Here is a 24719-nt window from a genome sequence, read left to right as displayed (position 1 = left end):
CAAGGAGTGGCGTGCAGTCGCGACCAGATACGAAAAAACAGCGGCGTCATTCCTTGCCGTCATACACATCGCTGCTGCTGCAGACTGGATCAAGTGCTAACAGGCCCTAAAGTTTCTCTTACATTTGCACAGTCCCATTGATTTGAGACAGGATATCTGCTTCAGGCATCCATGATGAGATTAAAAGGGACCTATGGACCGTTGGCAGGCGTTCGTTCTTTTCATAGAACCTACGGGATGCCACATGTTGATGATCAGCGCGTGTTGAGCTGCGTCTCTATGTGAATCGAAATGGCCTGCGTTGGCGTGATGTGCCTCAGGAATATGGGCGGCACATCATGAATACCTTTAACCCTTGAGAGTGTTTCAATTAAAAAATAGCTATAATATTCAGAAAAATATCTACCCCAGAAAAGAGATTTGAATTCCGGATAATTATCTTAAAAATTCAGCTTTGTATTATATTCCTGAAAATATAGCAGTTTAGTTTATAAGGTTTCCACAAAAATCATAAAGACCACTTTTTGTTGATACCCATAGGGCTTTGAGGGAAAAATAAAGCGTTATGGTAAAAATATAATATAGGTTTTCTTAGTATGTTGTTTTCAAAATATCTTTTGGGAAAGCCTTTTTTTAAAATTGCATTAACTTTTAATTATTCAAATAATTAAATTACTTCTATCGTATTTCGCTATAGACCATATTCCGTTACTCGGTTCAAGACTTAATGGAATAGCGTTTGGTAGTCGGATATTTGTAGGAAGGCCCATGCCGGCTCGTAGCCCACGAAAAAGAGCGCCATGAGCGACAAAAAGAGGGGTCCCACCAACCTTTAATTCTGTATTGAGCGTCGCAATGGCGCGATCTGTCAGTTCCTGAAAGCTTTCTCCACCTTCAAGTAGACGGCCCTTTTCAATCCAAGGGATATACCATTCTCCCATAGGTGTGCCCTCGTGGATACCAAAACAGACCTCTATTAACTCATCCTGAATCTGAAGTGGCAGATCTACGCCACTCTGGGCCTGGATTATATCCCGGGTATAGGTCGCTGTTTCGAGTGCACGACTGAGGGGAGAGGAGACAATACGGTCGAACAACCTGTGTCCATCCCGGAAAAATCCGGCGAGTATTTCCCCTGCTTCTATCGCCTGTTTTTGGCCCGTTTCATTAAGAGGAATGTCTGTTCGGCCCTGTGCCAATCCTTGCCGGTTCCAGTCTGTTTCACCATGTCGGAGATACCAGTAGGGCTTGGGGATAATCTGTATCATGGACAAGTCCGTTCAGGAGCGCCAGACTTGGAGCGAGTTATCCGTAGAAGTTCAGTCGAAGAGGGAAGAGACTGAGCTTTCATCGGCAACGGCGCTCATGGCCCGGGCGAGGAGGTTGGCTGTCGTGATCTGGCGGATATTCGGGGTCTCGAGAAGGGCCTCGGTCGCCGGAATACTGTCAGTCAGCGTCAGCATGTTCAGCGGACTGTCTTTCACGCGCTGGCAGGCATTGCCAGTCAGAACGCCGTGAGTGACATAGGCCTCAACGCCTTCCGCGCCACGGCTCATAAGGGCATTGGCGGCGTTGCACAGCGATCCGCCACTGTCGATGATGTCGTCCACCAGCACGCAGTAGCGGCCAGCTACGTCACCGATGACGTTCATGACTTCCGAGACACCGGCGCGTTCGCGACGCTTATCGATGATCGCGAGGTCCACGTTCAGGCGCTGTGCGAGCTGACGGGCACGGACCACACCGCCGACGTCCGGAGAGACGATAATGAGTTCACGGTCCGGCAGGCGGGTCTTGAGATCGCGCACGAAGAGCGGCGCGGCATAGAGGTTGTCGGTCGGGATATCGAAGAAGCCCTGGATCTGCATGGCGTGCAGATCCATCGTCAGGATGCGGTTCGCACCCGCTTCGGTCAGCAGGTTCGCCACCAGCTTGGCGCTGATCGGGGTACGGGGGCCGGATTTGCGATCCTGACGGGCATAGCCGAAATACGGCATGACAGCCGTGACGCGGCGTGCGGAACCGCGACGCAGTGCGTCCAGCATGACCAGAAGTTCCATGAGATGATCATTCGTCGGCATACAGGTGCTCTGCACGACGAAGACGTCCTCACCGCGGACGTTTTCCTGAATCTCGACGAACACCTCGCCATCGGCAAAGCGTTTCACCACGGTCTTGCACAGCGGCATCCGCAGTTCGTGGGCGACCGCGCGGGCCAGCGGCAGGTTACTGTTGCAGGCTACGATCTTCATGAAAAACGGCCTCGTCCGGTGTCCGACAGGGAAGTTGCTGGCCTTCTAACAGCGCAAAGCTCCCCTGTCATCCATCCGGCCTCATTCTTTATGCGTACCAGTCGGTCAGTGTCTGCATGCCATGTTGAGCGTGTCAGAACTGCCAGGCCAGCCCGGCATGCAGCTTTACCTCGTTGGACAGGCCGTTTGAAACGCCCGAATAGGAATAGGCAAACCCCGGTTCCCTGCCGGATTGGGAAAACCGGTCATGGCTATAGGAAAAGTAGGAATAGTTGCCCCCTGCCGTCAGGTGAGGCCGTCGGGTCATCCGGTAATCCACACCAAGTCTCCCTTCCCACAGAGGACGGGGTGCGAGGCCGGAACTGAGGACTTCAGCCCATCCAAATCGGCCCCGAAGCACAAGGCGGGAGGTGAGGGCGTAATCGGCCTTTAAGCCTGCGCCGGCGAAGTAACGGCCGGACCCGTATCCGAAATCTCCGTCACGGCTGTTCGTGACATATCCGCCCTGGATGAAGGGCGTCAGAAGAAAACTGTTGGAAAGCAGAAGGAAGCCCTTGCCAATTTCGCCACGATTATCAGTCCCGCTGGAACTGGCGTTTCCGCTCGGTGAATATTTGGAAGGCGTATGAATGGCAGGGGAAGAAACAGGGACAATGGGGAAAGGGATTGCTGCAATGTTGGAAACAAGAGCGGGTGACTTGTAGTTTCGCTGTCCGTCCTCAAGCGAAAAATGCAGGGCACCGTAAAGGTTATCGATCCCGAAGGCATTGAACATGACCGAGGCGTCAGCCTGAAAACCTGGTGTCCAGCCGATGGTGCGGTAGCGACCAGAACTTGCAAACCTCTCAGTGTAGGTATGTTGGCCGTAACTGCCAGTTTCGGCCTGGCTGAGACTGAGGCTGCTCGTGCTGTTCCGGAAGGTCCCTGTCATCGAAAGACCGATTTCACGGTTTACGGCGATAACGGGTACTGGATCCGCGAAAGCGGAAACGACTGGAGCGAACGCTGCGCAAAGTGTCGTACTACAGAATAGCGAACGGAACGAAAGACGCATCAGAGACTTCAGGCGGAAATGTCGAAGTCCTGTAACAAACAAAAGCAGGGAAAAATACGAATAGTTATACTATCGCACCCTCAATAGTCTACCTGTCGTTATGCCGCCTTCTTTGGAGCCGTTTTGCCATCCGGCAGGGGCTTGTGCTCGCGGCCTGAAAAATTGGTGACGATGGTCCGTACACCCTGGGCGGCCTCGTCAGCGGCCATGTCGGCGGTATCACCCCATGCCCCGTCCAGAGAATGGGGGGCGATGTCGTGCAGCTGGGTGGCCGCCCCCGCTTCCTTTCCATCGGGGGTCAGAACGTGCCAGATGATCTCAATATGATCGACCGGATGGCCGGTATTGCCCGCTGCGCCAGATTTGAGATCGACCGTTCCGCGAACGATGAAATCCGCGCCTTTTTCGGTGGTTGTCACCGTATTGGTCTTGTCAGGAAGCGCCGCGTAAAAGGCGCGGGCAAGCGCGACATTCCCGTCGCCGGGCGCTCCGGTAACGCCCTTGAAGCAGATTTTCGCGGGCCGGTTCATGAGGCTGTGCGGATCCTGCTGCATCATGTTGGCCTGAATCCCCGTGAGCAGCCCTGCCAGTTGTGGTGCCTCCTGAACGGCAGCCCCCTGAAGAGCAGTTTTATCACCTGCGCTCCAGCCTGCCATGTCTACGGCAGGGCCATCCGTTTCCGCCCGGACTTTCCCTTCCGGCGTCATGATGACGTAATGGGGAACAACCGCACCGCCATGGGTGGCGGCACTCATTTTCAGCCACCAGTCCCCTTTTTTGCGGGGCTGGGCGATGGCGGGAACGGATTGCCCGACCATGGCCTGCGCCATGTCATGCGCCCAGAGTGCGGCGGCATCGTCCGACAGCAGGGAATCCGTAGGTGTCGGAACAGCGAGGCGGGCCGGGGGAAGATTGGCCGCCGTCAGATATCTGGCCTGCTGCCCCGGATCGGCGAAGGGTCGCGAGAGACTGAAACATCCCCCGAGGGCCAGGGGAAAGCAAAGAGGCAGCAGGGTCGAACAGAGGCGGCGCATCGGCGTTCCGGTAACAGGACAGTGACCCGGCGGACTGTATGGGATTGCGGCTCCGATGTCGAAGCCGCTCCCGTTTTTACCGGCGGATCAGGATGTAGTTGATCGTCACGTCAATATCGAAATGGTCGCCCTTCATGTCCGGCGGAACCGGTGGCAGATGGGCGCCCTGGAACATGCCGGTCGTCGCGGCGTCCAGCGAATAGGACCCGGACTGGCTCATCAGCCGGACCGATTTCACGCGGCCCGAACGGTCCAGAACCACATGCACCGAGGACGGACCATCCTCGCCGGCGCGGGCCGCTTCTTCCGGATAGTACATATGCGCCCGGATCCAGCGGTCGATCTCCCCGCCGTAATCCTCGCTGACGCCCTTGACGCTGGTGCGTGTCTGGTACGGCGCATTGATGGCGCCGTTCAGGCTGAGCGGTCCCAGGGACATGTCGATCGGACCACCGGAGCCGGACGCGCGGCCGCGGTGGCGACGATAGGGCGAGGGCTGCTCACCGAACGACAGGTCCATCGGATGCGCGAACGGATTGTTCCGGTCGGATCGGACGGAACGCTGCGCATGGTGGGCGTGAGGCGACGTCTGATGGCTGCGCTGGCTAGGGGCCGCACCCGGCGTAACGGGGGCTGGCGTCGGTGCCGTTTTGGGCAGTTCGGCAGAAGGTTCTTCCGGAACGTCAGGCGCAGACGGCGTCTCCGGCGTCGGGACGGCCGGCGTCGGCGTGGACTGTTCCTTCTCCGGCTGCTGCTGGTTTTCCTGTGTCTCCTGCGGACTCTGCGCAGATGGCGGCGGCGGAGCGCCCCCTTCCTTGCGTGCCCGGGGACCACGCATGCTGCTTTTTGATGGCGGCGCGTCGAAAACCATTTCGACCTGAGGTTGTTCCTGTCCGGCTGGTGAGCCATGCATGCCGTGATGCTGCATCAGGAGGAAAGCCAGAATAGCCGCGTGCAGGCCTGCCGAGAAAATAAACGGAACCGTAGGGCCGTTCTCGACGATGGTCTGTGGACGCATCATCGGTGTCAGCACCGGTCGGACCGGAACTGCTGGCGGGACGTAGTCTCTCAGGCGTTCGCGGGTGCCAGCGGGCGCATGCTGTGGACGTGCAGGAACGATCCGCGCCGAGGGGGCGAAGAGCTGGGGCTCGCGTTTCTGCGGCTTTCCTGACGTGACAGCGGTCGTTCCGCTCATATGCGGGACAGTCCGTCTGGAAAGGACCGGGCAGGGAACGGCCGGTCGGCGAAGAGAAGGTGGCGTCGCATCATCGCCAGACCTTTTGCACCAGGGCGGTCGGGGTTGTCATCCGGCAGGCTGGTTATCCGGGGCTGGGGGTGGGCGTCTGTCTTGGCGTATCATGGCAGTAATGAGCGACCCACGAAAGACACAAAGAGTCACGCAAACCTTAACTTCCGGAAAGGCATGTTCCTGATGGTTGATTCTGCAACACTCCTCGGCGCAGATCCCGATCTTGCGGCCGTCATCGCCCGTATCGGCCCGTGCACGCTACACGGCGATAACGGGCAGGAACCTTACGATGCCCTTCTGCGGGCCATCGCCGGGCAACAGCTTCACGGCGCGGCGGCCCGGAAAATCTTCGGCCGTCTGTGCCTTCTCGGCGAGCAGGAAAACATGGACGGGCCGCCACCATCTCCCGCACGGCTCCTGAGCCTGTCCGAAGAAAGCCTGCGTGCCTGTGGACTTTCGGGCAGCAAGCTTCTGGCCATGCGCGGTGTGGCGCAGGCCCGTCTGGACGATGTGGTCCCTACCCGGTCCGAGGCTGCGGGTATGACGGATGAGGACCTGATCGCGCGCCTCGTCACATTGCGGGGCATCGGGCGCTGGACTGTGGAAATGCTGCTGATGTTCACGCTCAACCGCCCCGATGTGATGCCGGTCGATGATTTTGGAGTCCGGGAAGGCTGGCGCAGGATCAAAGGGCTGGAGCTTCCGCCCAAACCAAAGGCTCTGAAAGAGGAGACGGCCCGTTTCTCGCCCTATCGCTCAACGCTCGCCTGGTATTGCTGGCGCGTGGCGGAGGAAGGGAAGAAAACGGCTCCCAATCCGCTGACCGCCTGATGTGTGGGTCCTGTCTCAGGACGATTCTTCCAGCAGGACCGGTGGTCTGACCATGAACTGGCGGGTGTCTTCGGGTGACAGGGGGCGGGACAACAGATATCCCTGTACTTCCGTACAGCCGAGGCGCTTGAGATAGGAAAGCTGTTCCTGGCTTTCCACGCCCTCCGCCGTGACGGCCACGCCCAGATCAATGGACAGATCGACCACGGCCCGGACGATCGAGGCGGCCCGGGATTCCCGGAGCATGTCGCGAACGAAAAGGCCGTCCAGCTTGATCTTGGAGAACGGGAAGAACCGCAGATACCCAAGTGACGAGAAGCCTTTGCCGAAATCGTCGAGTGCAATGGAAATCCCCGCACTCTGCAGACGGCTCAGCAGCGTGAATGTCGCAGCATCCGGCTCCATGAAGATGTTTTCGGTCATTTCGATCTGAAGGCAGCGGGCCGGGAAGCCGGTCTTCTCCAGAATCCGGAACGTGTCTTTGAGGAAGGCGGGGGCTTCAAGCTGGCCGACCGAAACATTGATCGAAAGAACCAGCCCTGGCTCCCATTCACGCGCAAACAGGCAGGCCCGCTCCATGACATAAACGCCCAGCCGGTGGATCAGTCCGGCTTCTTCGGCCAGCTGGATGATCCGTTCGGGCGGCACGCGGCCATATTCGGGATGCGACCAGCGGATCAGCGCTTCAAATCCGCAGAGCTTCTGGCTCTGGGTATTGAAGAAGGGCTGATAGACAATTCCCAGATCTCCCTTTTCAAGGGCATCGGGGAGCGCGCGGATCAGGTCCCGGTTCCGCTTGGCCACGGTGCGCAGTTCCGGATTGTAAAAACGGTGCGTATGGCCACCGAGGCTCTTGGCCTCGTAAAGCGCCAGATCACTGGCTTCCAGCAGGCTTCCGACACGCTCCGATCCACCGATGGACAGCACGATCCCCACACTGAGCCCGACCGCACACCGCACGCCTTCGCCAATCCGGATGGGCACGTTCGTCAGCGCATTGATCAGCCCTGTAGCCGTGGTGGCCGCCTGGGCCGGTGTGGTCTGACGCTCGAGCAGCATGAATTCGTCGCCACCGAACCTGTAGAGCCGGTGGCGTTCACTCAGCGTGCGGCTCAGGACGACCGTGACTTTCCGCAGCATCTCGTCACCGGCGGAATGGCCATACCGGTCATTGATCTGCTTGAAGCCGTCCAGATCAAGATTGAGCAGCGCGAAGGCCTCACCCGTGCGCTCGGCCTCAATGAGGTAGGTTTCCATGTCATCAAGGAAGGCGCCACGGTTCGGCAGCCCGGTCAGGAGATCGTGCCGTGCCCTGAAAGACGCGCTTTCCTGTGCCCAGTGCGTCTGGGTCACATCCGTTCCGACACCCCGGTATCCGACAAAGGTCCGGTCCTGAAAGACCGGGCGCCCGCTCAGGGACCAGAAACGCTGCTGTCCATGCAGCGTCCCGGAGACCACGATGTCCCGGAAGAAGATCCGGTTGTCGAGACACTGCCGCAGACGGCCAAGTCCGGTCCGCTCGTCTCCATCGAATGCAGACGGACCGGCCAGATCGGACAGGATGTCAAAGAAAACCCGGTTTTCAAGCCACTCCCGGCTGTTGCCGAAAGCGGAGGCCAGACTGGCCGAAACATTGTTCAGCGTTCCCGATGCACCGGTCTCCCAGAGCCAGTCGCCGGTATCGTCATCCGCATTCCGGAGCAGCAGCTGCACGATGCTGTTGCGCTGTTCCAGCGAGGACCTGCTGATGAGAAATGCCGTAAACAGTGTGCGCACCGCCATCGTCAGGGACAGGACGAAGAACAGGTAAACCGTCAGTTCGATGGCGATGTAGAAATAGAATGATCCATGGTCGATCTGCCATGACTGGAACAGGGCGTCGCAACAGGAAAAAATCAGCATGAAAGCAATGATTTCCCCCAGCCCGGTCAGGGGCATCAGGGTGATGGTCGTTGCCGTCAGCCCAACCATGATCCCTGCAACAAGGACCCTGTCATTGGCATCTCCATACGGGAACACAATCGGGGGCAGCGTTATCCAGCACAGGCCAAATGCGATATTGAGGCCCTTCAGAATCCAGGACTGTCGGGTGTCGACGAGCTTCTCGGTCGGGATCGCATAAAAGCAGATATTATAGACCAGCAGCAGAAACAGGACGGACCCGCACAGGATCATGCCGTAGGTCGGATAACTCCGCATCAGGCAGAGGCCGGCAACGGGGCCACAGCTGATCTGGGGAACGAAATGGAAGAAGTTCAGGCCACGCAGCACCCTGCAGCGCGAAAGGCGGACTCCTTCTTCCGCACCTGGCGGAATATCCGTCCGGAAGGGGAAGAGCCGGGTTAACCGTATCCGTTTCAGCAGGTTCAGCATGGCAGTCATTATGCCGCGCATGACCGGGGAGCGAAAACAGGGTCCAGTGAGACAGGCAGGGGCATCATGAACCTTCCCAATAGAGGAGGAGGGTGCCACGATGACAGGGATTTATGAAGTTTTTCTTTGCGGCGGACGAATCTGTTGCGGGCAACATCTCCGCGCGTCGGTTATGGCACACCGGGCACGGAGATAGTCGATAAGGGCTTAAGGTTTCGTTAATGCGCCATTTCGGGCACGGTGGCGTAAATCTCAAAGCTCGCTTTTTCAAACATTTCAATGCATTCGCGCATATTGGCCGTCAGGGCCGCACGCGTGATGTCCGGATCGTTGGACGGATAATAGGCACGGGCCAGATCCTCGTCGATTTCCAGATGGGATGGACCGTCATGCTCATGCTCGTCATGGGCCAGACCCCAGGTCCACTTCTTCTTGGCAAAGAGGCTGGTGAACTTCGGCGCATGGCACAGATAGGCGGCCAGTTCTTCGGCGATGTATTCCACAGCGGCCAGCCAGGAGAAGAAGATCACGGGATCTTCGCTGTCGGCATTGGCAATCAGCTTCTGGACGCTCGGAAGCGTGTCGTAATGGGTGCCGAACAGGTCGAGGCCGAATTCCTTTGCCCCGTCTGCCCACAGGATGGCGTGTGAGCCTTCCTCTTCCTTCATCTCGCGGACGGCTTCACGGGCTTCCGAAAAGAAGGCCTTGATACGCGTCTGTCCAAAGCGCTGGACAAGCGGCTTGATGGGAAGATGACCGACGCGCACGTCAATAGCGCGCTCAAAAGCCTGAATAAAAGGCCACCATCCGATCATCATCGCCCGAATAGTCTCTTTATCGCCATGAGCTGCGCCCCGGGCCAGCGCGGAAGAATAGATCTTCTCACGTGTAAAGACACGCATTTCAGAGCGATTTACCAAAGCCTCGGAGAACAGTAGAGCGTACATCCGCGTAATCCTGATGAAGTTTATTGCATGCGCCGTTCAGGCATTAATGTTGTAGTCGTTAATTTTTCAGAAAAGTAAAACTTTTACTTTAATTTTAATTGAGTTTTATTAAATTACCAAAAAATTAATATATTAGAGTTTCAATATGTTGCTTAATCGTAATGATATGATTCGCGCAAAACAGCCAGCTTTCAAACCGATTTGATCTTGTAATGTTCTGTGTCAGGCCGGAGCGCGCAGGAATTCCATCATTTCGCGGAGGAACGGACGGGGCTGCTCGGCATGAAGCCAGTGCCCGGCACCCGGCAGGGTCCGGATCAGTGCATGGGGGAAGAGCGCGCGAATCTGATCGTGATGTTCTGGCCTGACATAGGGCGACTCGCCGCCACGCAGGAAAAGAACGGGCCCTTCGTAGGGTGCAATCTGCAGATTCGGCCAGTTTTCGATCGCGTGGATGTCACGGGCAAGATCATCGAATCCGATGCTCCATCCCGGGGATGCGCCCAGCCGGATGTTCTGCAGCAGGAGTTCCGCGACGGCCCTGTTGCCGACGACCGGTTCCAGAAGATCCAGCCCGTCCCGCCGCTCCAGAACTGACGGAAATGTCAGGGCATCCAGCCGGGCGATCATCTCGCCATGTCCATGTCCCGTCCGGGCCGGTGCGATATCCGCAACAAGCAGTTTCGTGACCCGCTCGGGGGCGGCAAGAGCCAGCATCATCGCGACCTTCCCGCCCATGGAGTGACCCACGACGGCAAAGCGCTCGACACCCAGATCGTCCAGCGTTTCCAGCACATCCTGCGCCATGAGCGCATAGCTGACGGGGCCGTGCGGACTGTTGCCATGGTTGCGCAGATCCAGCGCAAGAGTCCGGAAATCGGCAGCCGCGCCGCGCTGGAGGAAGCCGAGGTTCCGGGCCCGTCCGAACAGCCCATGCAGGAAGACGACCGTTTCCGGACCTTCGCCACGTTCGATGACATGCAGTTTCATCAATGATCCTTCCATGACAGCTGTTGATCGCCGACGCGCTTGCCGTCAAACAGGATCACACCTGCCGCCCGGGAGCCCGCTTGTCCACCAGTCCCGCCCCTTCGCCCGCATCTCCTGACGGCTCTTCCGGCCGTTTTCAGGACAGGTCCCGCGTCCTGCGTCAGCGGATGAACCGCTTTCAGGCGCGTCTGTTCCCCCATGCGCCGTCGAATCTGCGAACCCTGGTGCGTGGAAACGAGATCTGGCTGAGCGTTCTGGCGGGATTCGTCGGGATCCTGTCGGGCCTGTGCGTTTTTGTGGTCACCCATCTGACCTTCTTCATGCACCGGCTGCTTTTTGGCGTCTCCGGTATGTCCGGCGGCCATCTGTCCGGGCTGACCACCCTGCCGCCGCTGCGAACGGTAGCGGTGCTGACCGGGGGCGGGCTGGCGATCGGGTTGTTCGGCGTCATGGTCGCAAAAATCATGCCCCGCAGTCCCGTGGACCCCATCGAGGCCAACGCGCTGCATGGCGGCCGCATGTCCGTGCGGGACAGTTTGGTCATTGTCTGTCAGACGGTTCTGTCCAACGGGGTCGGCGGTTCCATCGGGCTTGAAGCCGGCTTCACCCAGATTGCCGCGGCTTTCGGCTCCCGGATCGGGCGCTCCTTCCGGGTGCGCCGCGAGGATCTGCGTGTTCTGGTGGGGGCCGGGGCCGGCGCTGCGATCGGGGCTGCGTTCGATGCGCCGGTGGCCGGGGCCTTCTATGCGTTCGAGCTGGTGATCGGCTCCTATTCTCTGGGAAGCCTGTCCCCTGTAGCGGTCGCCGCGCTGGCGGGCGTGGGCGTGACGCGCTCGCTGGGGAGTGTCCCGCCGGGCATCGTTATTCCATCGCCGGGAACCCTGTCCTGGGAAGGCACGGCCGGGGCGGTCATCATCAGCGTGCTGACTGCCCTGACAGCAATCGGCCTGATGTTCTGCGTCACCCAGACCGAGGCGCTGTTCCGTAAGATGCCCGGCCCGGTCTGGCTGCGGCCTGCGGTTGGCGGTCTGATCGTGGGCGGGCTGGCGACGCTGCATCCATCCGTCCTGTCCGCCGGGCATGAGGCGATGCGGGCTGTCTTTGCCGGAAACGTCACCGCGCAGATGGCCGTTGTTCTGCTGTTGCTGAAGGCTCTGGCGTCCTGCCTGTGTATCGGGTCCGGGTTTCGTGGGGGGCTGTTTTTCGCATCGCTCTATCTTGGATCGCTGGCGGGCACGATCTACGGCACACTTCTGGAACCGCTGGGCGTTGCACCGGATTCCGTCACGGCCTGTGCGCTGGTCGGCATGAGCGCCATGGCCGTGGCCGTGATCGGCAGCCCCATGACCATGATCTGCCTGATGCTGGAACTGACCGGCAGCGTCTCCATGAGTGGTGCCACACTCGTGGCTGCGGTGCTGTCGCTCCTGACCGTGCGGCGACTGTTCGGCTACAGCTTCGCAACCTGGCGCTTCCATCTGCGCGGTGAGTCGATCCGCTCCGCCGTCGATATCGGCTGGATGCGCTCGCTCAATGTACGCCGGATGATGCGCGGGCAGGTTCGCACGCTCCCGGCAGAAACGCCTGTAAACCGCGCGCAGGCCCTGTTCCCGCTCGGCTCGGCCCAGCGGATCGTCCTGCTTGATGGGGACGGACATTATGATGGCATCGTCCAACTGGCGGAACTGCACGCTGTTCCGGCTTCGCAGATGCCGATCGGAACGCTGGCGCTGTTCCGCAACGCCATGCTCACGCCGCATATGAACATTCGCGAGGCCATCGAACTGTTCGAAAAAGCCGAGGCCGACGCTCTGGTGGTCGTCGAGGATCCGCAGTCACGGCAGGTGATCGGAACCCTGACCGAACAGCACGCCCTGCGCCGCTATGCCGAGGAACTCGAACGCAGCCGCCGGAGTCTGGCGGGGGATGACAGCCTGCCGACCTGATCCGCCGATGCGCTCTTGCCCCTTGGCATCACGGCGTTCCCGTTTCAACATACCGTCCCATCAGATGCCCGCTTCGGGCGCCCCAACCGGAGACCTGCCATGACCGCAACCCCCGACTCCCGCCTCGCCGACCTTGAGATCACGCTGCCGGTCGCAGCCGCTCCGGTTGCGAATTACGTCACGACCGTCCGCACCGGAAACCAGCTCATCGTCTCCGGCCAGCTTCCGCTGGTGGATGGCAAGCTGCTGATCACCGGCAAGCTCGGGGACGAGGTGTCGGTTCATGCCGGTGTGGCCTGTGCCCGCGCCTGCCTCATCAATGTGCTGGCCCAGGCCAAGGCTGCACTGGACGGTGATCTTTCCCGCATCACGCGCGTTGTCCGTCTGGGGGGCTTCATCGCCTGCACGCCCGAGTTCACCGATCAGGCCACTGTCATGAACGGCGCGTCCGATCTGGCCGTTGAGGTTTTCGGGGATGCCGGCCGTCACGCCCGCTCCACGATCGGTGTGCCGAGCCTGCCCGTGAACGCCCCGGTCGAAGTCGAGGCGCTGTTCGAAATCGCCTGATCACCCTGGATGGGAGAGACCGAATGGGAGAACCGGACACCGCCCCGTCCCCCGACTGGAGCCTGAGCCTCCATGCCTCGATCCACGAGATCGGGGCCGAGGCCTGGGATGCCTGCGCGGGGACGGATAATCCGTTCGTCTCTTTCGGCTTCCTGTCCGCTCTTGAAGACAGTGGTTCCGTCGCGGACCGCACTGGCTGGTTGGTGCGCCATGCCGTGCTGCGTGCGCCGGACGGGACGATCGCGGCCCTCGCCCCACTTTATGGAAAGTCCCATTCCTGGGGCGAGTATGTCTTCGACCAGAGCTGGGCCCGCGCTTACGAGGCCGCGGGCGGTCGCTACTATCCAAAATTCGTCTGCGCCGTTCCGTTCTCGCCGGTTCCCGGCCCACGGCTGCTGCTACGACCCGATCTGCCCGATCCGAAAGGCGTGGCACAGGCTCTGGCCTCCGCGCTCATTCAGGCCACGGTGCAACTCGGTCTGTCCTCCCTGCACGCCAATTTCTGTGATGCAGCTTCGATGGAGGCTTTTATTGAGGCGGGTTATCTGCCGCGCACAGGCATCCAGTATCACTGGCAGAACAATGGCTACGCCACGTTCGATGATTTTCTGGCTGCCCTGTCTTCCCGCAAGCGCAAATCCATTCGTAAGGAACGCAGCGCCGCGCAATCCTGCGGCCTGACCTTCAGCACGCTACGCGGAGACCAGATTACCCCGGAGGACTGGAAGGCGTTCTACCGCTTCTATCAGTCCACGATCGACCGAAAATGGGGCAGCGCCTATCTGACGGAGCGCTTCTTTCCCATGTTGTCCGAACGGCTCGGAGACCGTGTGGTCCTGATGATGGCCCATCATGACGGAAAAGCCGTTGCCGGTGCCTTGAACCTCATGGGGACGGAGGCGCTGTTTGGCCGGAACTGGGGCTGCGAGGGGGACTGGCCCTTCCTGCATTTCGAGCTGTGTTACTACCGTGCGATCGACTTCGCCATCGAGCATGGTCTGTCCCGTGTCGAAGCCGGGGCGCAGGGCGAGCACAAGATCCAGCGCGGTTATCTTCCGACCTTCACCCATTCCGCGCACGCCATCCTCGATCCCGGTCTGCGACAGGCCGTGGCGGCCTTTGTGGAAGAGGAACGGGTCGCCATGCAGGCAGAGGCGGCGGAACTGGAAACTCTTTCACCATATCGTCACGGCGAGTCGGGATAACCCTGTTCGTTTAACGATTGGGAAAGCTTTCTGCGGCTAGGCTGTGCTCCGAAATCGGGATTGACCGGAGCCTGTAAAGCCCATGGAGAACAGTACCTATATCGCGCTTTCGCGCATGGATGCCCAGCAGCGCGCCATGTCCGTGGTCGCTGCCAATATGTCGAACGCCTCGACTGTGGGCTACAAGCGCGAAAATGTCCTTTTCAGCGACTTCCTGTCCCACCAGCATGGCTCAAAGCAGGCCGAAGGTGCGGATACGGAATCCTACACGCAGGACCGCGCGACATACCGGGACTTCCAGCAGGGCGACATGCAGTCGACCGGCAATCCCCTTGATCTCGCACTGGGGGGCGAGGGCTATTTCCAGGTCCGTACGGCCAATGGCGTGCGCCTGACACGGGCAGGACGCTTTGAGGAACAGCAGGACGGCGCCATTGTCGATGAAAGTGGAAATCCCCTGCTGGACCGTGACGGCCAGCCAATTGAACTGCCCCAGACCGACCATCGTATTACCATTTCCGCTGATGGTGTGATTTCGACCGAAACCGGCGAACAGGGCCAGATCGGTATCGTAACCGCACAGGACGACAACAAGCTCCAGGCGGAGGGCAGCAGACTGCTGCGCTCCGACCAGCCGACCACCGCTGTCGAGCGGCCCAATATCGTGCAGGGCATGGTGGAAGGCAGCAACGTCCAGATGATGACCGAAGTCACGCAGATGATGGAAATCCAGCGGAACTTCGACTTCATGGCGCAGTTCGTGGACGCCGAAGCAACGCGCCAGAAAAACGCCATCGACAAGATCGTTCAGGTCTCGGCCTGATTTACCGACCCTCACGGGACAAGGATAACGCTCCATGCGCGCACTCGACATCGCCGGAACGGGCATGCAGGCCCAGCAGACCAACGTCGAAACCATTTCCAACAACATCGCGAACATGAGCACCACGGGCTACAAGCGCTCCCGTGCCGAGTTCCAGGACCTGATCTACCAGAACATCCGCCGCGTCGGCGCCAGCTCATCCGATACGGGTACGACCATCCCGGCTGGCGCACAGGTCGGTCTGGGTGTGAAAACAGCCGCGATTTACCGCATCAACGATCAGGGCAGTCTTGAGCAGACCAGCAACTCCCTGGATCTGGCCGTGCAGGGACGGGGTTATTTTCAGGTCCAGCTTCCGTCCGGGCAGCTCGCCTATACCCGTGATGGTACGCTCTCGATGGACAATAACGGTTCGCTCGTGACGGCGGACGGCTATCTCATCAGCCCAACCATTACGATCCCCAACAATGCCCAGAGCATCTCCGTCGATCAGTCCGGACAGGTCAGTGTGCAGATCGCCGGACAGAACAACACGACTCTCGTCGGACAGCTTCAACTTGGCATTTTCACCAATGAGAACGGCCTGGCTGCGATGGGACAGAACCTGTTCACCCAGACGACGGCATCTGGTGACGCCATGATGGGCAATCCTGAAGCCGTCGGTTACGGCAGCATCATGCAGGGTTACGTCGAAAACTCGAACGTCAACGTCGTCACGGAAATCACCGATCTCATCACCGCCCAGCGCGCCTATGAGATGAACAGCAAGGTCATCACCGCGTCGGACGACATGATGAAAACCGTGACCAATCTGGGTGGTGGCTAAGCATGAGCCGTATCCTGCTGAAAGGTGGCATGCTGCTGCTGGCAGGATGCACAGCACTGTCGTGCGCCTCTGCCGCGACCCTGCGGACAAACGTCAATGTCGATCATCCGCGCGTACGTCTGTCCGACCTGTTCGCCGATCTGGGCAAAGGACAGGATACCGAGATCGGCGATGCCCCGGCACTGGGCGCCAGCTATGTTGTGGGTGGTCCGCAGTTGACTGCCATTGCGGCCCAGTTCGGCATTGACTGGCCCGACGCCTCGCCACTGGTATCCGCAACCGTCACGCATGCGGCGCGCATGATTACAGTGGATGATGTCATTCCTGTCGTGCGACAGGGGCTGGAGCTGCCTTCCGAAGCACGAGTTGAGGTGGCTTTGACAGGGTTCAAGCCCGTAGCTGTCCCGGTTGCGGATCAGGGCGCACCGACGATCCTGCATATCGATCGGCCCCCTCATGGCAGCGAACATTTCACCGCGCGCCTTGAAGTTCCCTCTGCCAGCGGTGGACAGGGAACGGCGTTCAACGTGAGTGGAACGGCGACCATGGAAGTCCGGGCCGTGACCCTGCGTCATGCCATGCATGTGGGGCAGCCCATTCTGCCCGAAGATGTCACCATGACGTTTGTGCGCATCGGCCTCATCCCGGATGATGCCCTGCAGACGCCTGATGAAGCTGTCGGGCTTGAAGCACGGGGCGTCCTCGCGGCAGGACAGGTCCTCAGTGTCTCCCAGCTCGCCCATCCGCAGCTTGTGCATCGCGGATCACCGGTGGTCGCAACCTTTTCCGGCCCGAGCCTGCATTTGACGGTTTCAGGTACGGTCCTGGAAGCCGGGGGGAAAGGCGATACCGTGCATGTCTACAATGCCAGCAGCCACATGGTCCTGACAGGACGTGTGATGGACCGGACGCAGGTGGAAGTCATTCCTGGCATCATGCCTCTTTCCGCGGATAACCGGAGCCATCAGCAGAGCACGGCGCTTCCCTCTCTCTGAGTCTTCAGAAAGAGGGAAGTCCGGGTCATGGCTGTTATTTCACCAGATAACGGTCAAACCAGTGAATGGTGCGCTGGACTGCATCATCCCAGGCCTGTGGGCTGCTCATGCCATGTCCCTGTCCGGGATAGATGACCAGTGAGCTCGGGACATGCAGTGTCTGAAGCGCATGGAAGAATTCCTGGCTCTGCGGCATCGGGCATTCTTCATCCGCTGACCCGACGTAAATGAAGGTCGGCGTATGGGCCTGCCGGATATAGAGAATGGGCGAGGAGTGCGCGTAAATGTCAGGATCGTCGTAAACGGACTTTCCGAAAAATGGCAGCATCCAGCTGTCGATATTGTTTTCACCGTAATAGGACAGCCAGTTCGCAATGCCGGCGCCTGCTGCGGCAGCCCGGAAACGGTCTGTCTGGGTGACACTCCACATTGTCATATAGCCACCATAGGAAAAGCCGGTCAGGCCTAGACGGTGGTCATCAATGGGCGCGACCTTTTCGGCCATATCGACGCCGCGCAGGATGTCCCGCAGATCTCCATGCCCGAAGTCCCGGCGGTTTGCGGCAGTGAAGGCCTCGCCCTGTCCATAGCTGCCCCGTGGATTGGGCATGAAGACGTCATAACCCGCATTCAGAAGTGCCATCGCCAGTTTGCTGTTGTCGCGGAAATAGCGCGGGTTTGAAGCGCTGGACGGGCCACCGTGAATGTAGACGATCATCGGAACCTTGCCGTTCTGCTCCACGCCCGGCTTGCGCTTCAGGGGCTCCAGAAGCCAGCCCTGCACGGAATAGCCATCGCTTTTCCACGTCAGGCTGCGTGCCTTGAGATGGGGTGGCAGGGCGGCATTGTCGCGATTGACAGGCTTCCACTGCCCGATAGGACCGGCGGCGATTTCCGGGGCTTTCTCGAAGCTCTGTCGGATGATGGCTGTGTGCTGCCCGGCACAGGAAAGGCTGGGTTCGGAGCGGCCATTGGACAGCATCATGGTCTCTTCCCACAGCGGCCTCAGTCCACCCTGAAGAGACCAGATGACGCTGCGATCTCCCTTGAGGCCCGTGGCGATAAGGCCAGGTCCACAGTCCCAGGACAGGTCGGTGACAGTCGCCTTCAGGCCCGGTGTCAGATTGACAGGCTGGGCGCCGGGCTTTGTCAGATCCAGACTATAGGCATCGCCGCCAATCGCCCCGTAATCACTCATCAGGCCGCCGATGAAGGAGACCTTTGTTCCGTCGGGGGAGACACGTGGCAGGTTGAGCTGCTGTTGCTGGGGTGGTGTGTAAAGGACGGTGTCGTGGCCGTTTTCAATGGCGTGGAGCTTTGCGATCCACCAGTGATCATCCCCATTGCCCGGGGCTGCCGTGGCGACAAAGCCCTGTCCGTCCGGCCGCCAGTCATATTCGTAGACATACAAATCTGCCGGCGACTGCCAGTTCAGGTGACCGTTTTCGATTGTAGCGATCCGCTGTTCGTCGATCTGCGCGTTGATTTCTCCCGACGGAGGCGCTCCGGCTTCCATCGCGCCGGGCTGGCGGTGCGCGTTTTCGATCGCCAGAACGCCAAGCTGTCCTTTGGGACCGTAGGACAGGGACTGAAGCGTTCCCTTGAAGGTCAGGACCTGCACCGCATGGTGACCGTCCCGGTCCGCCTGCCAGACCGACAGGGTTTTGACCGAAGGATCTTTCAGGACATAGGCCAGTGCCTGCCCGTCCCGGCGCCACGCGAACGAGCTTGCTTCACAGCCATGACACAGAGGCAGGGTGCTGCGGGCGCCGGACGGGAGAGCATAAAGCACCGGCCGTGAAATGACGGTCTGTCCGGACTCCCCGGCCGGTTCTTCCAGCGAGAGCAGTCGGCTTCCATCCGGGGAGATGGAAATATGGTCGAAAAGCTGGACGGGTGCGGCCAGTGCCGTCACGGGGAACAGGGCGGCCAGCAGGGCAAGGCGATGGGAGAGGGTCATGAGGCGCTATTTTATCCGGTTTCAGATCTGTTTGGCGGAAGGATTGGCAGTGCTGTGGCGGCGCAGAAGGCCGAGCAGCCAGTGGCACAGGCGTTTGGCTTTCGCACCGATGGCGTCCATCCACAGATAGACGATCGGTGTCGTGTAAAGCGTCAGAAGCTGGCTGACGACCATGCCGCCAAGGATGGAAACACCCAGCGGACGGCGCATTTCCGCGCCATAGCCATTGCTGATGATGAGCGGCACCGCACCGAGAGCGGCGGCGAGGGACGTCATCAGGATGGGACGGAAGCGGGTGATCGAAGCCTTGAAGATGGCCTCCTTGGGGGAGAGCTTCTCGACACGTTCGGCATGGATGGCGAAGTCGATGACGAGAATGGCGTTCTTCTTGACGATGCCTGTCAGCAGGATGATGCCGATCATGGCAATGATGCTGAAGGACTCACCGGCGATCCACAGTCCCAGAACCGCGCCGATACCAGCGGAAGGCAGGGTGGAGAGGATCGTGATGGGATGGATCAGGCTCTCATAAAGAATACCCAGCACAATATACATCACAGCAATCGCGGCGAGGAACGCCAGCCCGCCATTGATCATGAGCTTGCGGGTATCGCCGGCCGTCCCGGTAAAGTCGCCCAGAACGCCATCCGGAGCATGTGTCTCCTGCATGGTCTGTTTGATCAGCTCGACCGCGTCATTATAGCTCACCCCCGTCGCCAGATCGAACGAGATATTGGCGGAATAGTAATTGCCGCGATGGGTGATATCGAGCGGCTGGGGCTTCCACAGGACGGAGGCGACATTGATCAGCGGGATCATGGTCTCGGTCGAGGACGAGACAGCCGCACCGCTTGAGGTGTTGCCCGAGATCTGGTTGGCCAGCGAGTTCTGGATCGATGCGGTCGCCAGGGACGTGAAGCTGTTTGCCGAAGTGCTGGCATCGCTGCGGACACGGATCAGGTTGGAGGCCACGCCACCGGCGGCGGTTCCGGCAGATGTGGAAATCCAGACCTGCTTGAGGGTTTCGGGGTCCACCCGGTACTGCGGGGCCAGAACCATGACCACGCGGTGATCGGTGGTAGGCAGGTGGATCGTGGACGCGATGGCCTGACCATAGGAGTCATACAGCACATTCTGGATGAGCTGCGGCGTTACGCCATACCGCGCTTCCGTATCGCGATCGACGGTGATGTAGGCCGCGACGGACTGCCCTTCGGTCGTGGAAGACACATTGACCAGCTTGCCCGAAGCCCGCAGGGCTCCCAGCAATGTGGGGACATAGCCGAACAGGTCGGAGACATTGTCGCCGCGCAGGACATACCGGTAGCTGCCGGTGTTCTTTGAACTGTTGCCGCCCTGACTGCTGCCGCCAACGCTCCAGAACGAGACATCCGCGCCCGGCTCATTGGGCAGGCGCTTGCGGATCCGGTCCAGGATCGTCTCGGCCGAAGCCCGCTGATCCTTTTCCTTCAGATGCAGGTAGAGCTCGCCGCTGTTCTTGTCGTCGCTGAAGATCGTGGTGGACAGCACGTCCGGGTCCGTCTGGGCCACGGCGCCCACCACGCGCAGACGTCTGTCGATCTCATCGAACGACATGGTGGCATCGCCCTTGATGCGTCCGGCCAGCAGAGACATGTCCTGCGACGGGATGAATTCCTTGGGCATCAGCACGATCGACCCCACCAGCACGATGAAGCTGAGCGGCAGGGTGAGGCCCATCAGGACGGGATGGCGCAGGCACCAGTGCATGGAACGGCCATACTGCCGCAGCGTCCAGTCCAGGGATGTTTCCGTAACGAAGGCGATGGCCCCGAATACGCCCTTTCGCGGCTGGTCCCCATGGTCGATTTCCAGAAGATGCGCACACATCATCGGCGTCAGGGTCAGGGAAAGCCACATCGAGATGACGATGGCGGAGATCATCGTCATGCAGAACTCGAACATGATCGAGCCTGCGCCGCCGGGCAGGAACAACAGCGGGATGAACACCGCGACCAGCGAAGCGCTGATAGAGAGGACCGTGAAGCCGATTTCCGAAGCCCCGATCAGGCTGGCCTCGTAGCGGTCTTTCCCCTCTTCCATATGACGGGCGATGTTCTCCAGCACGACGATGGCGTCATCGACCACGAAGCCGACCGCGATGGTCAGCGACATGAGCGACAGGACGTCGAGCGTGAAGTTGAAGGCCGACATGGCCGCCAGCGTGCCGGACAGGGCGATGGGGACTGTCACGGCAGGGATAAGCGTCGTGATCATCTTGCGGAAGAACAGCAGGATCACGAGCACGACCAGCACGACGGACAGGACAAGCGTCAGCCGCGCATCGGCCAGCGACGCCCGGATGGAACGGGACGTATCAAGGCCCACGACCAGATTGACGTCAGCCGGCAGGGCATCGCGCAGATGGGATAGATTGGCGTTGATGCCGTCCACGATGGCCACGGTATTGGCATGCGGCTGGGCAGTCACGACGAGGGTAATGGCGCGATGCCCGTTGATGTAGCTGGTCTGGTAAACGTCCTGAACGCTGTCGGTGATGGTGGCGATGTCACTCAGCCGGACGGGATAAAAGTTGTTGCGGTATCCGACGATCAGGTCACGGTACTGGGCGGCATTGATTGCCTGATCATTGGTGGACAGCATCATCCGCTGGCCGTTGCTGTCGATAAAGCCCTTGGGTGTGAAAGCATTGGCCGATGCCAGAGCTGTCCGCACGTCCTCAAACCCGATGCCCCATTTATAGAGCGGTCCGGGATTGAGTTCGACACGCACGGCAGGGTTGGCCGATCCCACGACTTCCACACGTCCCACGCCTTTGACCTCGGCCAGGAGCGGCTTGATGCGGATATTGGCAATATCGTAGAGCTCGGCCTGGGTTTTCTGGTCGCCGGTCAGGCTCATCAGATAGACCGGGAAGCCACCGCCATCCATTTTGAAGGCCTGCGGATCGGCATCCATCGTGCCGGTTGGCAGATCGGCACGTGCCGCGCGTAGAGCGGCCTGCGTGTCACGCAGCGCGCCGTCGATGTTCCGCGATGATGAAAACTCCAGAAAGATCCGGGCCTGTCCGGCACTGGTATCGGATTCGATGCTTTCCAGATCCGCGATCGATCCCAGTCTGCGTTCCAGAGGTGTGGTGACCGATGTCGCCATCTGCTGCGGGTCGGCACCTGGCTGGGTTGCCACGACCATGATGGCGGTCGTGGTCATGTCTGGCATCGTGGCGACAGGCAGCAGTGGATAACAGATGAAGCCCGCCATGAAGATGGCAATGGACATCAGTGTCGTCGCGACAGGACGGTCTATGAACAGGCGGCAGAAATTCATGTGTCCAGTTTATCCACAAAACCGCGCTTCGGGTCATTACTGATAGGACACAAAATGTCAGTTTCCGGCCATGAAGGACGTCAGAAATCGGGCATCCCTGCGGGCTGCGCGGAAGGCTGGGTCACGTAATACCGCTCTGCCAGACGGGGTGGCAGCAGGTCCATCAGGCGCGAACCCATGACCAGCCAGGCGGGAAAGATCACGCGCCGGGTCTGACGCAGCGTACCGCGCAGGATCCGGCCAACCGCGTCTTCCGTGGAAATCATCCCAGGCATGGGAAAACGGTTCTGCTTCACCATGGGCGTATCAACAAACCCGCAGCATATGCTGGTCAGGCTGATGCCAAAGCGCTCCAGACGGGCGGCATTGGCCACGACGAACCGGTCCAGAGCGGCCTTGGAGGCGGAATAGGATGGTGTGCCGGGATAGCAGACGAACCCTGCAATGGAGGCCATCACGCAGATCCGGCCCCGAAGGTTTTCGCCGTTCCGTTTCTGCCGGCGCATGGCCTGCACAACCGGAAAGAACGTGTTGAGCGTTCCAGTCAGGTTGGTGTCGAGCATCTCCCACACACGCTCTTCGCGCTCCAGAACCAGACCGTCATCGGCTTCGGGAGGCAGGCCGCCCGTGATGCCCGCGCAGAGGAACGCCATGTCGAGCCGCTCGCCGGAAGCGGTTGCGATCCAGTCCGCCATGCCCTGACGGTCTCGCGTATCCAGCACGGTGGGGACTGTTCTGGCGCCCTGTTCATTGCATCGGCGGGCCGTTTCCATCAGGCCGTCTGCCGCATGATCGCAAAGTTGCAGAGAAACGCCGGGGCGGGCTAGCTTCAGGGCAAGACCGCGTCCAATGCCGGATGCCGCCCCTGTAATCAGGATATTCATCCGGCAGAGTCTAACAGAGTGTTTCCGGGATGCGACCCCCGCCGGGGTGAAAACATCTCCTGCCCCTGTGCTTGGCCTGGTTAATTGCAATCCGAACGGGGTTTCGTGCCTTGCAGAAGCTGCCCGGCAAAGCTGTGGGCCTCGGTAATCATGGCGGCGAGGGTGCCGTTATGGCTGGCATCATGAATCCGGTGTGTCACGGCGGTTCCGGCGGTGCAAAGACGGGCGACGAGGCGCTTCTGCTGGCTGGTGGAGGTGTGGAGATCCTGCGCGCCGGACTCGATGAGCACGGGTGAGGGCAGGGAGAAGCCGGGATATTTCGCCCAGTCGAAAACCGGCGCCAGCACACGGTCCGCTTCGGGTTCGAGCAGGGTTGCGGGCGTCAAACCGGAGCGTTTGGCGATCGGGAAGAAATCCGAGGCGCACATGGACCCGGCCTCATGCAGGAGACGCTGTCCCCGGGGCGTGAAAGCCTCGTTGATGTCCGTGGACGGATCGGCCTCGACCAGCGACTGCCCGAGCGTCAGCAGTTCCGGCACGGCTGGCGAGAAGCTGCGCGGATTGGCGGGGTGCAGCAGTTCCTGCACCGTCTGCTGGTCGAGATAGGGGGGGGCTGCGGCAATCGTGCCCAGAATCCGCAGATGCGGCGCATAGGTCGAAGCCATGGCCGCAGCGGCGAGGGCTGCCTGACCGCCCTGTGCATGACCGTTCAGCACTACGTTCTCCGATAGGTCCGGCAGGCGCTCTCGGGCGGCGCGGACGGAATCGAGCACGCTCATGCCTTCCGAATGTGCATTCAGCAGCAGCGGCGCGCCGGGCTCGCCCATGCCGGGATAGTCGGTCGCGACGATCGCAAAGCCCTGACGCAGCCATCCGTCATAGAAATGCGCCTGCACGGTGCCGATCCCCATAACGGACGGCGCGCAGGTCAGGTGCAGGCCGCTTTCCCCATGCGCCCAGGCCAGAACAGGCCAGCCGCCCGCCGGCGCACGACCGCGCGGGACCAGAACCTGGGCGGAGACGCGGACGAGCTGCTGCGGATTGCGGGCATCCGTACTGCGATAGGTCAGGCGATAGACCGAGGCCGGCTCATGGGACGGTACGGAATCCAGCCGGATGGCCTGTCCGGCCGAAACCGGCGCGCTGACGGACCAGTTATCGCCATCATCATCCGAGGCGCAGCCGGACAGGGCGACTCCCGCTGTCAGCAGCATCAGAAGCGATGCGAGGGCGGTCAGTCCGGGAAGGCGGCGCTCCGGTTTGCGGCGAAAAGAGCAGTACGGCATGAGAGGTCTGTCTCCGACGGGAAGCGTCTCTCATAGCAGTGCTCTGCGCCTTGTGGGAGCGGCCATGTCCGGTTGCGGAACCCAGGTGGACTTGGAGAGCCGTCCATCCGGCGCTACAGAGAAGACCTCTGACGCGCCGGTCCGACATGATCGGATCTGATACAAACGAG

19 protein-coding genes and 2 pseudogenes are annotated in these 24719 nt (G+C 60.2%); 9 read left to right on the top strand and 12 right to left on the bottom strand.

The genetic code is table 11. The features are described from left to right. Positions 1-100, top strand: a pseudogene (locus HKD24_RS08070) (IS5-like element ISMex42 family transposase); the annotation flags it as partial. Between the two features lie 134 nt (positions 101-234). Continuing rightward, positions 235-329: pseudogene (locus HKD24_RS15580) on the top strand (transposase); the annotation flags it as partial. A gap of 330 nt (positions 330-659) precedes the next feature. On the opposite strand, the gene HKD24_RS08065 reads toward HKD24_RS15580, so the two are convergent. From HKD24_RS08065 to HKD24_RS08045, 5 genes are all read right to left on the bottom strand, one after another. Beyond that, the gene (locus HKD24_RS08065) at positions 660-1268 is read right to left on the bottom strand and encodes a histidine phosphatase family protein (protein ID WP_194259828.1); all 609 of its coding nucleotides are present in this window, start codon (positions 1266-1268) and stop codon (positions 660-662) included. A 51-nt stretch (positions 1269-1319) separates the two neighbouring features. After that, positions 1320-2252, bottom strand: coding sequence for a ribose-phosphate pyrophosphokinase (locus HKD24_RS08060; protein WP_194259827.1), 933 nt, complete (start codon positions 2250-2252; stop codon positions 1320-1322). Between the two features lie 133 nt (positions 2253-2385). Then, entirely contained in the window at positions 2386-3183 is a 798-nt protein-coding gene (locus tag HKD24_RS08055) for a hypothetical protein (protein ID WP_194259826.1), read from the bottom strand. Positions 3184-3404: 221 nt separating this feature from the next. Beyond that, on the bottom strand, positions 3405-4340 hold the full coding sequence (locus HKD24_RS08050; protein ID WP_194259825.1) for a hypothetical protein: 936 nt from the start codon (positions 4338-4340) through the stop codon (positions 3405-3407). 76 nt (positions 4341-4416) lie between these two features. Next, positions 4417-5535, bottom strand: a complete 1119-nt coding sequence (locus HKD24_RS08045; RefSeq protein WP_194259824.1) for an energy transducer TonB — start codon at positions 5533-5535, stop codon at positions 4417-4419. Between the two features lie 237 nt (positions 5536-5772). Between HKD24_RS08045 and HKD24_RS08040 the strand changes: the two genes are divergently transcribed. After that, the gene (locus HKD24_RS08040) at positions 5773-6420 is read left to right on the top strand and encodes a DNA-3-methyladenine glycosylase family protein (protein ID WP_407646359.1); all 648 of its coding nucleotides are present in this window, start codon (positions 5773-5775) and stop codon (positions 6418-6420) included. A gap of 15 nt (positions 6421-6435) precedes the next feature. Here the strand turns inward: HKD24_RS08040 and HKD24_RS08035 are convergent, their stop codons facing one another. The 3 genes from HKD24_RS08035 to HKD24_RS08025 form a co-directional block, all read right to left on the bottom strand. Then, complete coding sequence (locus HKD24_RS08035) at positions 6436-8802, bottom strand: putative bifunctional diguanylate cyclase/phosphodiesterase (RefSeq protein WP_194259822.1); 2367 nt, start codon at positions 8800-8802, stop codon at positions 6436-6438. A gap of 209 nt (positions 8803-9011) precedes the next feature. After that, positions 9012-9695: a hypothetical protein gene (locus tag HKD24_RS08030; protein ID WP_228124256.1), complete on the bottom strand. Its 684-nt coding sequence runs from the start codon at positions 9693-9695 to the stop codon at positions 9012-9014. A gap of 267 nt (positions 9696-9962) precedes the next feature. Then, positions 9963-10730 carry an alpha/beta fold hydrolase gene (locus tag HKD24_RS08025; protein ID WP_194259820.1) on the bottom strand — a complete coding sequence of 256 codons (768 nt, stop codon included), beginning with the start codon at positions 10728-10730 and terminating at the stop codon, positions 9963-9965. A gap of 167 nt (positions 10731-10897) precedes the next feature. Between HKD24_RS08025 and HKD24_RS08020 the strand changes: the two genes are divergently transcribed. The 6 genes from HKD24_RS08020 (at position 10898) to flgA (ending at position 17092) form a co-directional block, all read left to right on the top strand. Next, complete coding sequence (locus tag HKD24_RS08020) at positions 10898-12676, top strand: chloride channel protein (protein ID WP_194259836.1); 1779 nt, start codon at positions 10898-10900, stop codon at positions 12674-12676. Positions 12677-12775: 99 nt separating this feature from the next. Continuing rightward, positions 12776-13243 (top strand): RidA family protein, encoded by a 468-nt coding sequence (locus HKD24_RS08015; protein ID WP_011252523.1) that lies wholly within the window; start codon positions 12776-12778, stop codon positions 13241-13243. Positions 13244-13266: 23 nt separating this feature from the next. Beyond that, positions 13267-14448 (top strand): GNAT family N-acetyltransferase, encoded by a 1182-nt coding sequence (locus HKD24_RS08010; RefSeq protein WP_194259819.1) that lies wholly within the window; start codon positions 13267-13269, stop codon positions 14446-14448. Between the two features lie 82 nt (positions 14449-14530). After that, entirely contained in the window at positions 14531-15271 is a 741-nt protein-coding gene (flgF, locus tag HKD24_RS08005; protein WP_194259818.1) for a flagellar basal-body rod protein FlgF, read from the top strand. A 34-nt stretch (positions 15272-15305) separates the two neighbouring features. After that, positions 15306-16097, top strand: a complete 792-nt coding sequence (gene flgG, locus HKD24_RS08000; protein WP_062510908.1) for a flagellar basal-body rod protein FlgG — start codon at positions 15306-15308, stop codon at positions 16095-16097. Positions 16098-16099: 2 nt separating this feature from the next. After that, positions 16100-17092, top strand: a complete 993-nt coding sequence (flgA, locus tag HKD24_RS07995) for a flagellar basal body P-ring formation chaperone FlgA (RefSeq protein WP_228124255.1) — start codon at positions 16100-16102, stop codon at positions 17090-17092. A gap of 34 nt (positions 17093-17126) precedes the next feature. On the opposite strand, the gene HKD24_RS07990 is transcribed toward flgA, so the two are convergent. From HKD24_RS07990 to HKD24_RS07975, 4 genes are all read right to left on the bottom strand, one after another. Continuing rightward, entirely contained in the window at positions 17127-19052 is a 1926-nt protein-coding gene (locus tag HKD24_RS07990; RefSeq protein WP_194259817.1) for an alpha/beta fold hydrolase, read from the bottom strand. Between the two features lie 21 nt (positions 19053-19073). Then, positions 19074-22379, bottom strand: coding sequence for an efflux RND transporter permease subunit (locus tag HKD24_RS07985; RefSeq protein ID WP_194259816.1), 3306 nt, complete (start codon positions 22377-22379; stop codon positions 19074-19076). 80 nt (positions 22380-22459) lie between these two features. After that, complete coding sequence (locus HKD24_RS07980) at positions 22460-23263, bottom strand: SDR family NAD(P)-dependent oxidoreductase (RefSeq protein ID WP_194259815.1); 804 nt, start codon at positions 23261-23263, stop codon at positions 22460-22462. Positions 23264-23343: 80 nt separating this feature from the next. Next, entirely contained in the window at positions 23344-24549 is a 1206-nt protein-coding gene (locus tag HKD24_RS07975) for an alpha/beta fold hydrolase (RefSeq protein WP_194259814.1), read from the bottom strand. Between the last annotated feature and the right edge of the window lie 170 nt (positions 24550-24719).

Source organism: Gluconobacter vitians, assembly GCF_015244565.1.
GTDB classification, from domain to species: domain Bacteria; phylum Pseudomonadota; class Alphaproteobacteria; order Acetobacterales; family Acetobacteraceae; genus Gluconobacter; species Gluconobacter vitians.
The sequence above is the reverse complement of the archived record's forward strand: the minus strand, read 5'-3'. Positions and strand labels throughout refer to the sequence as shown.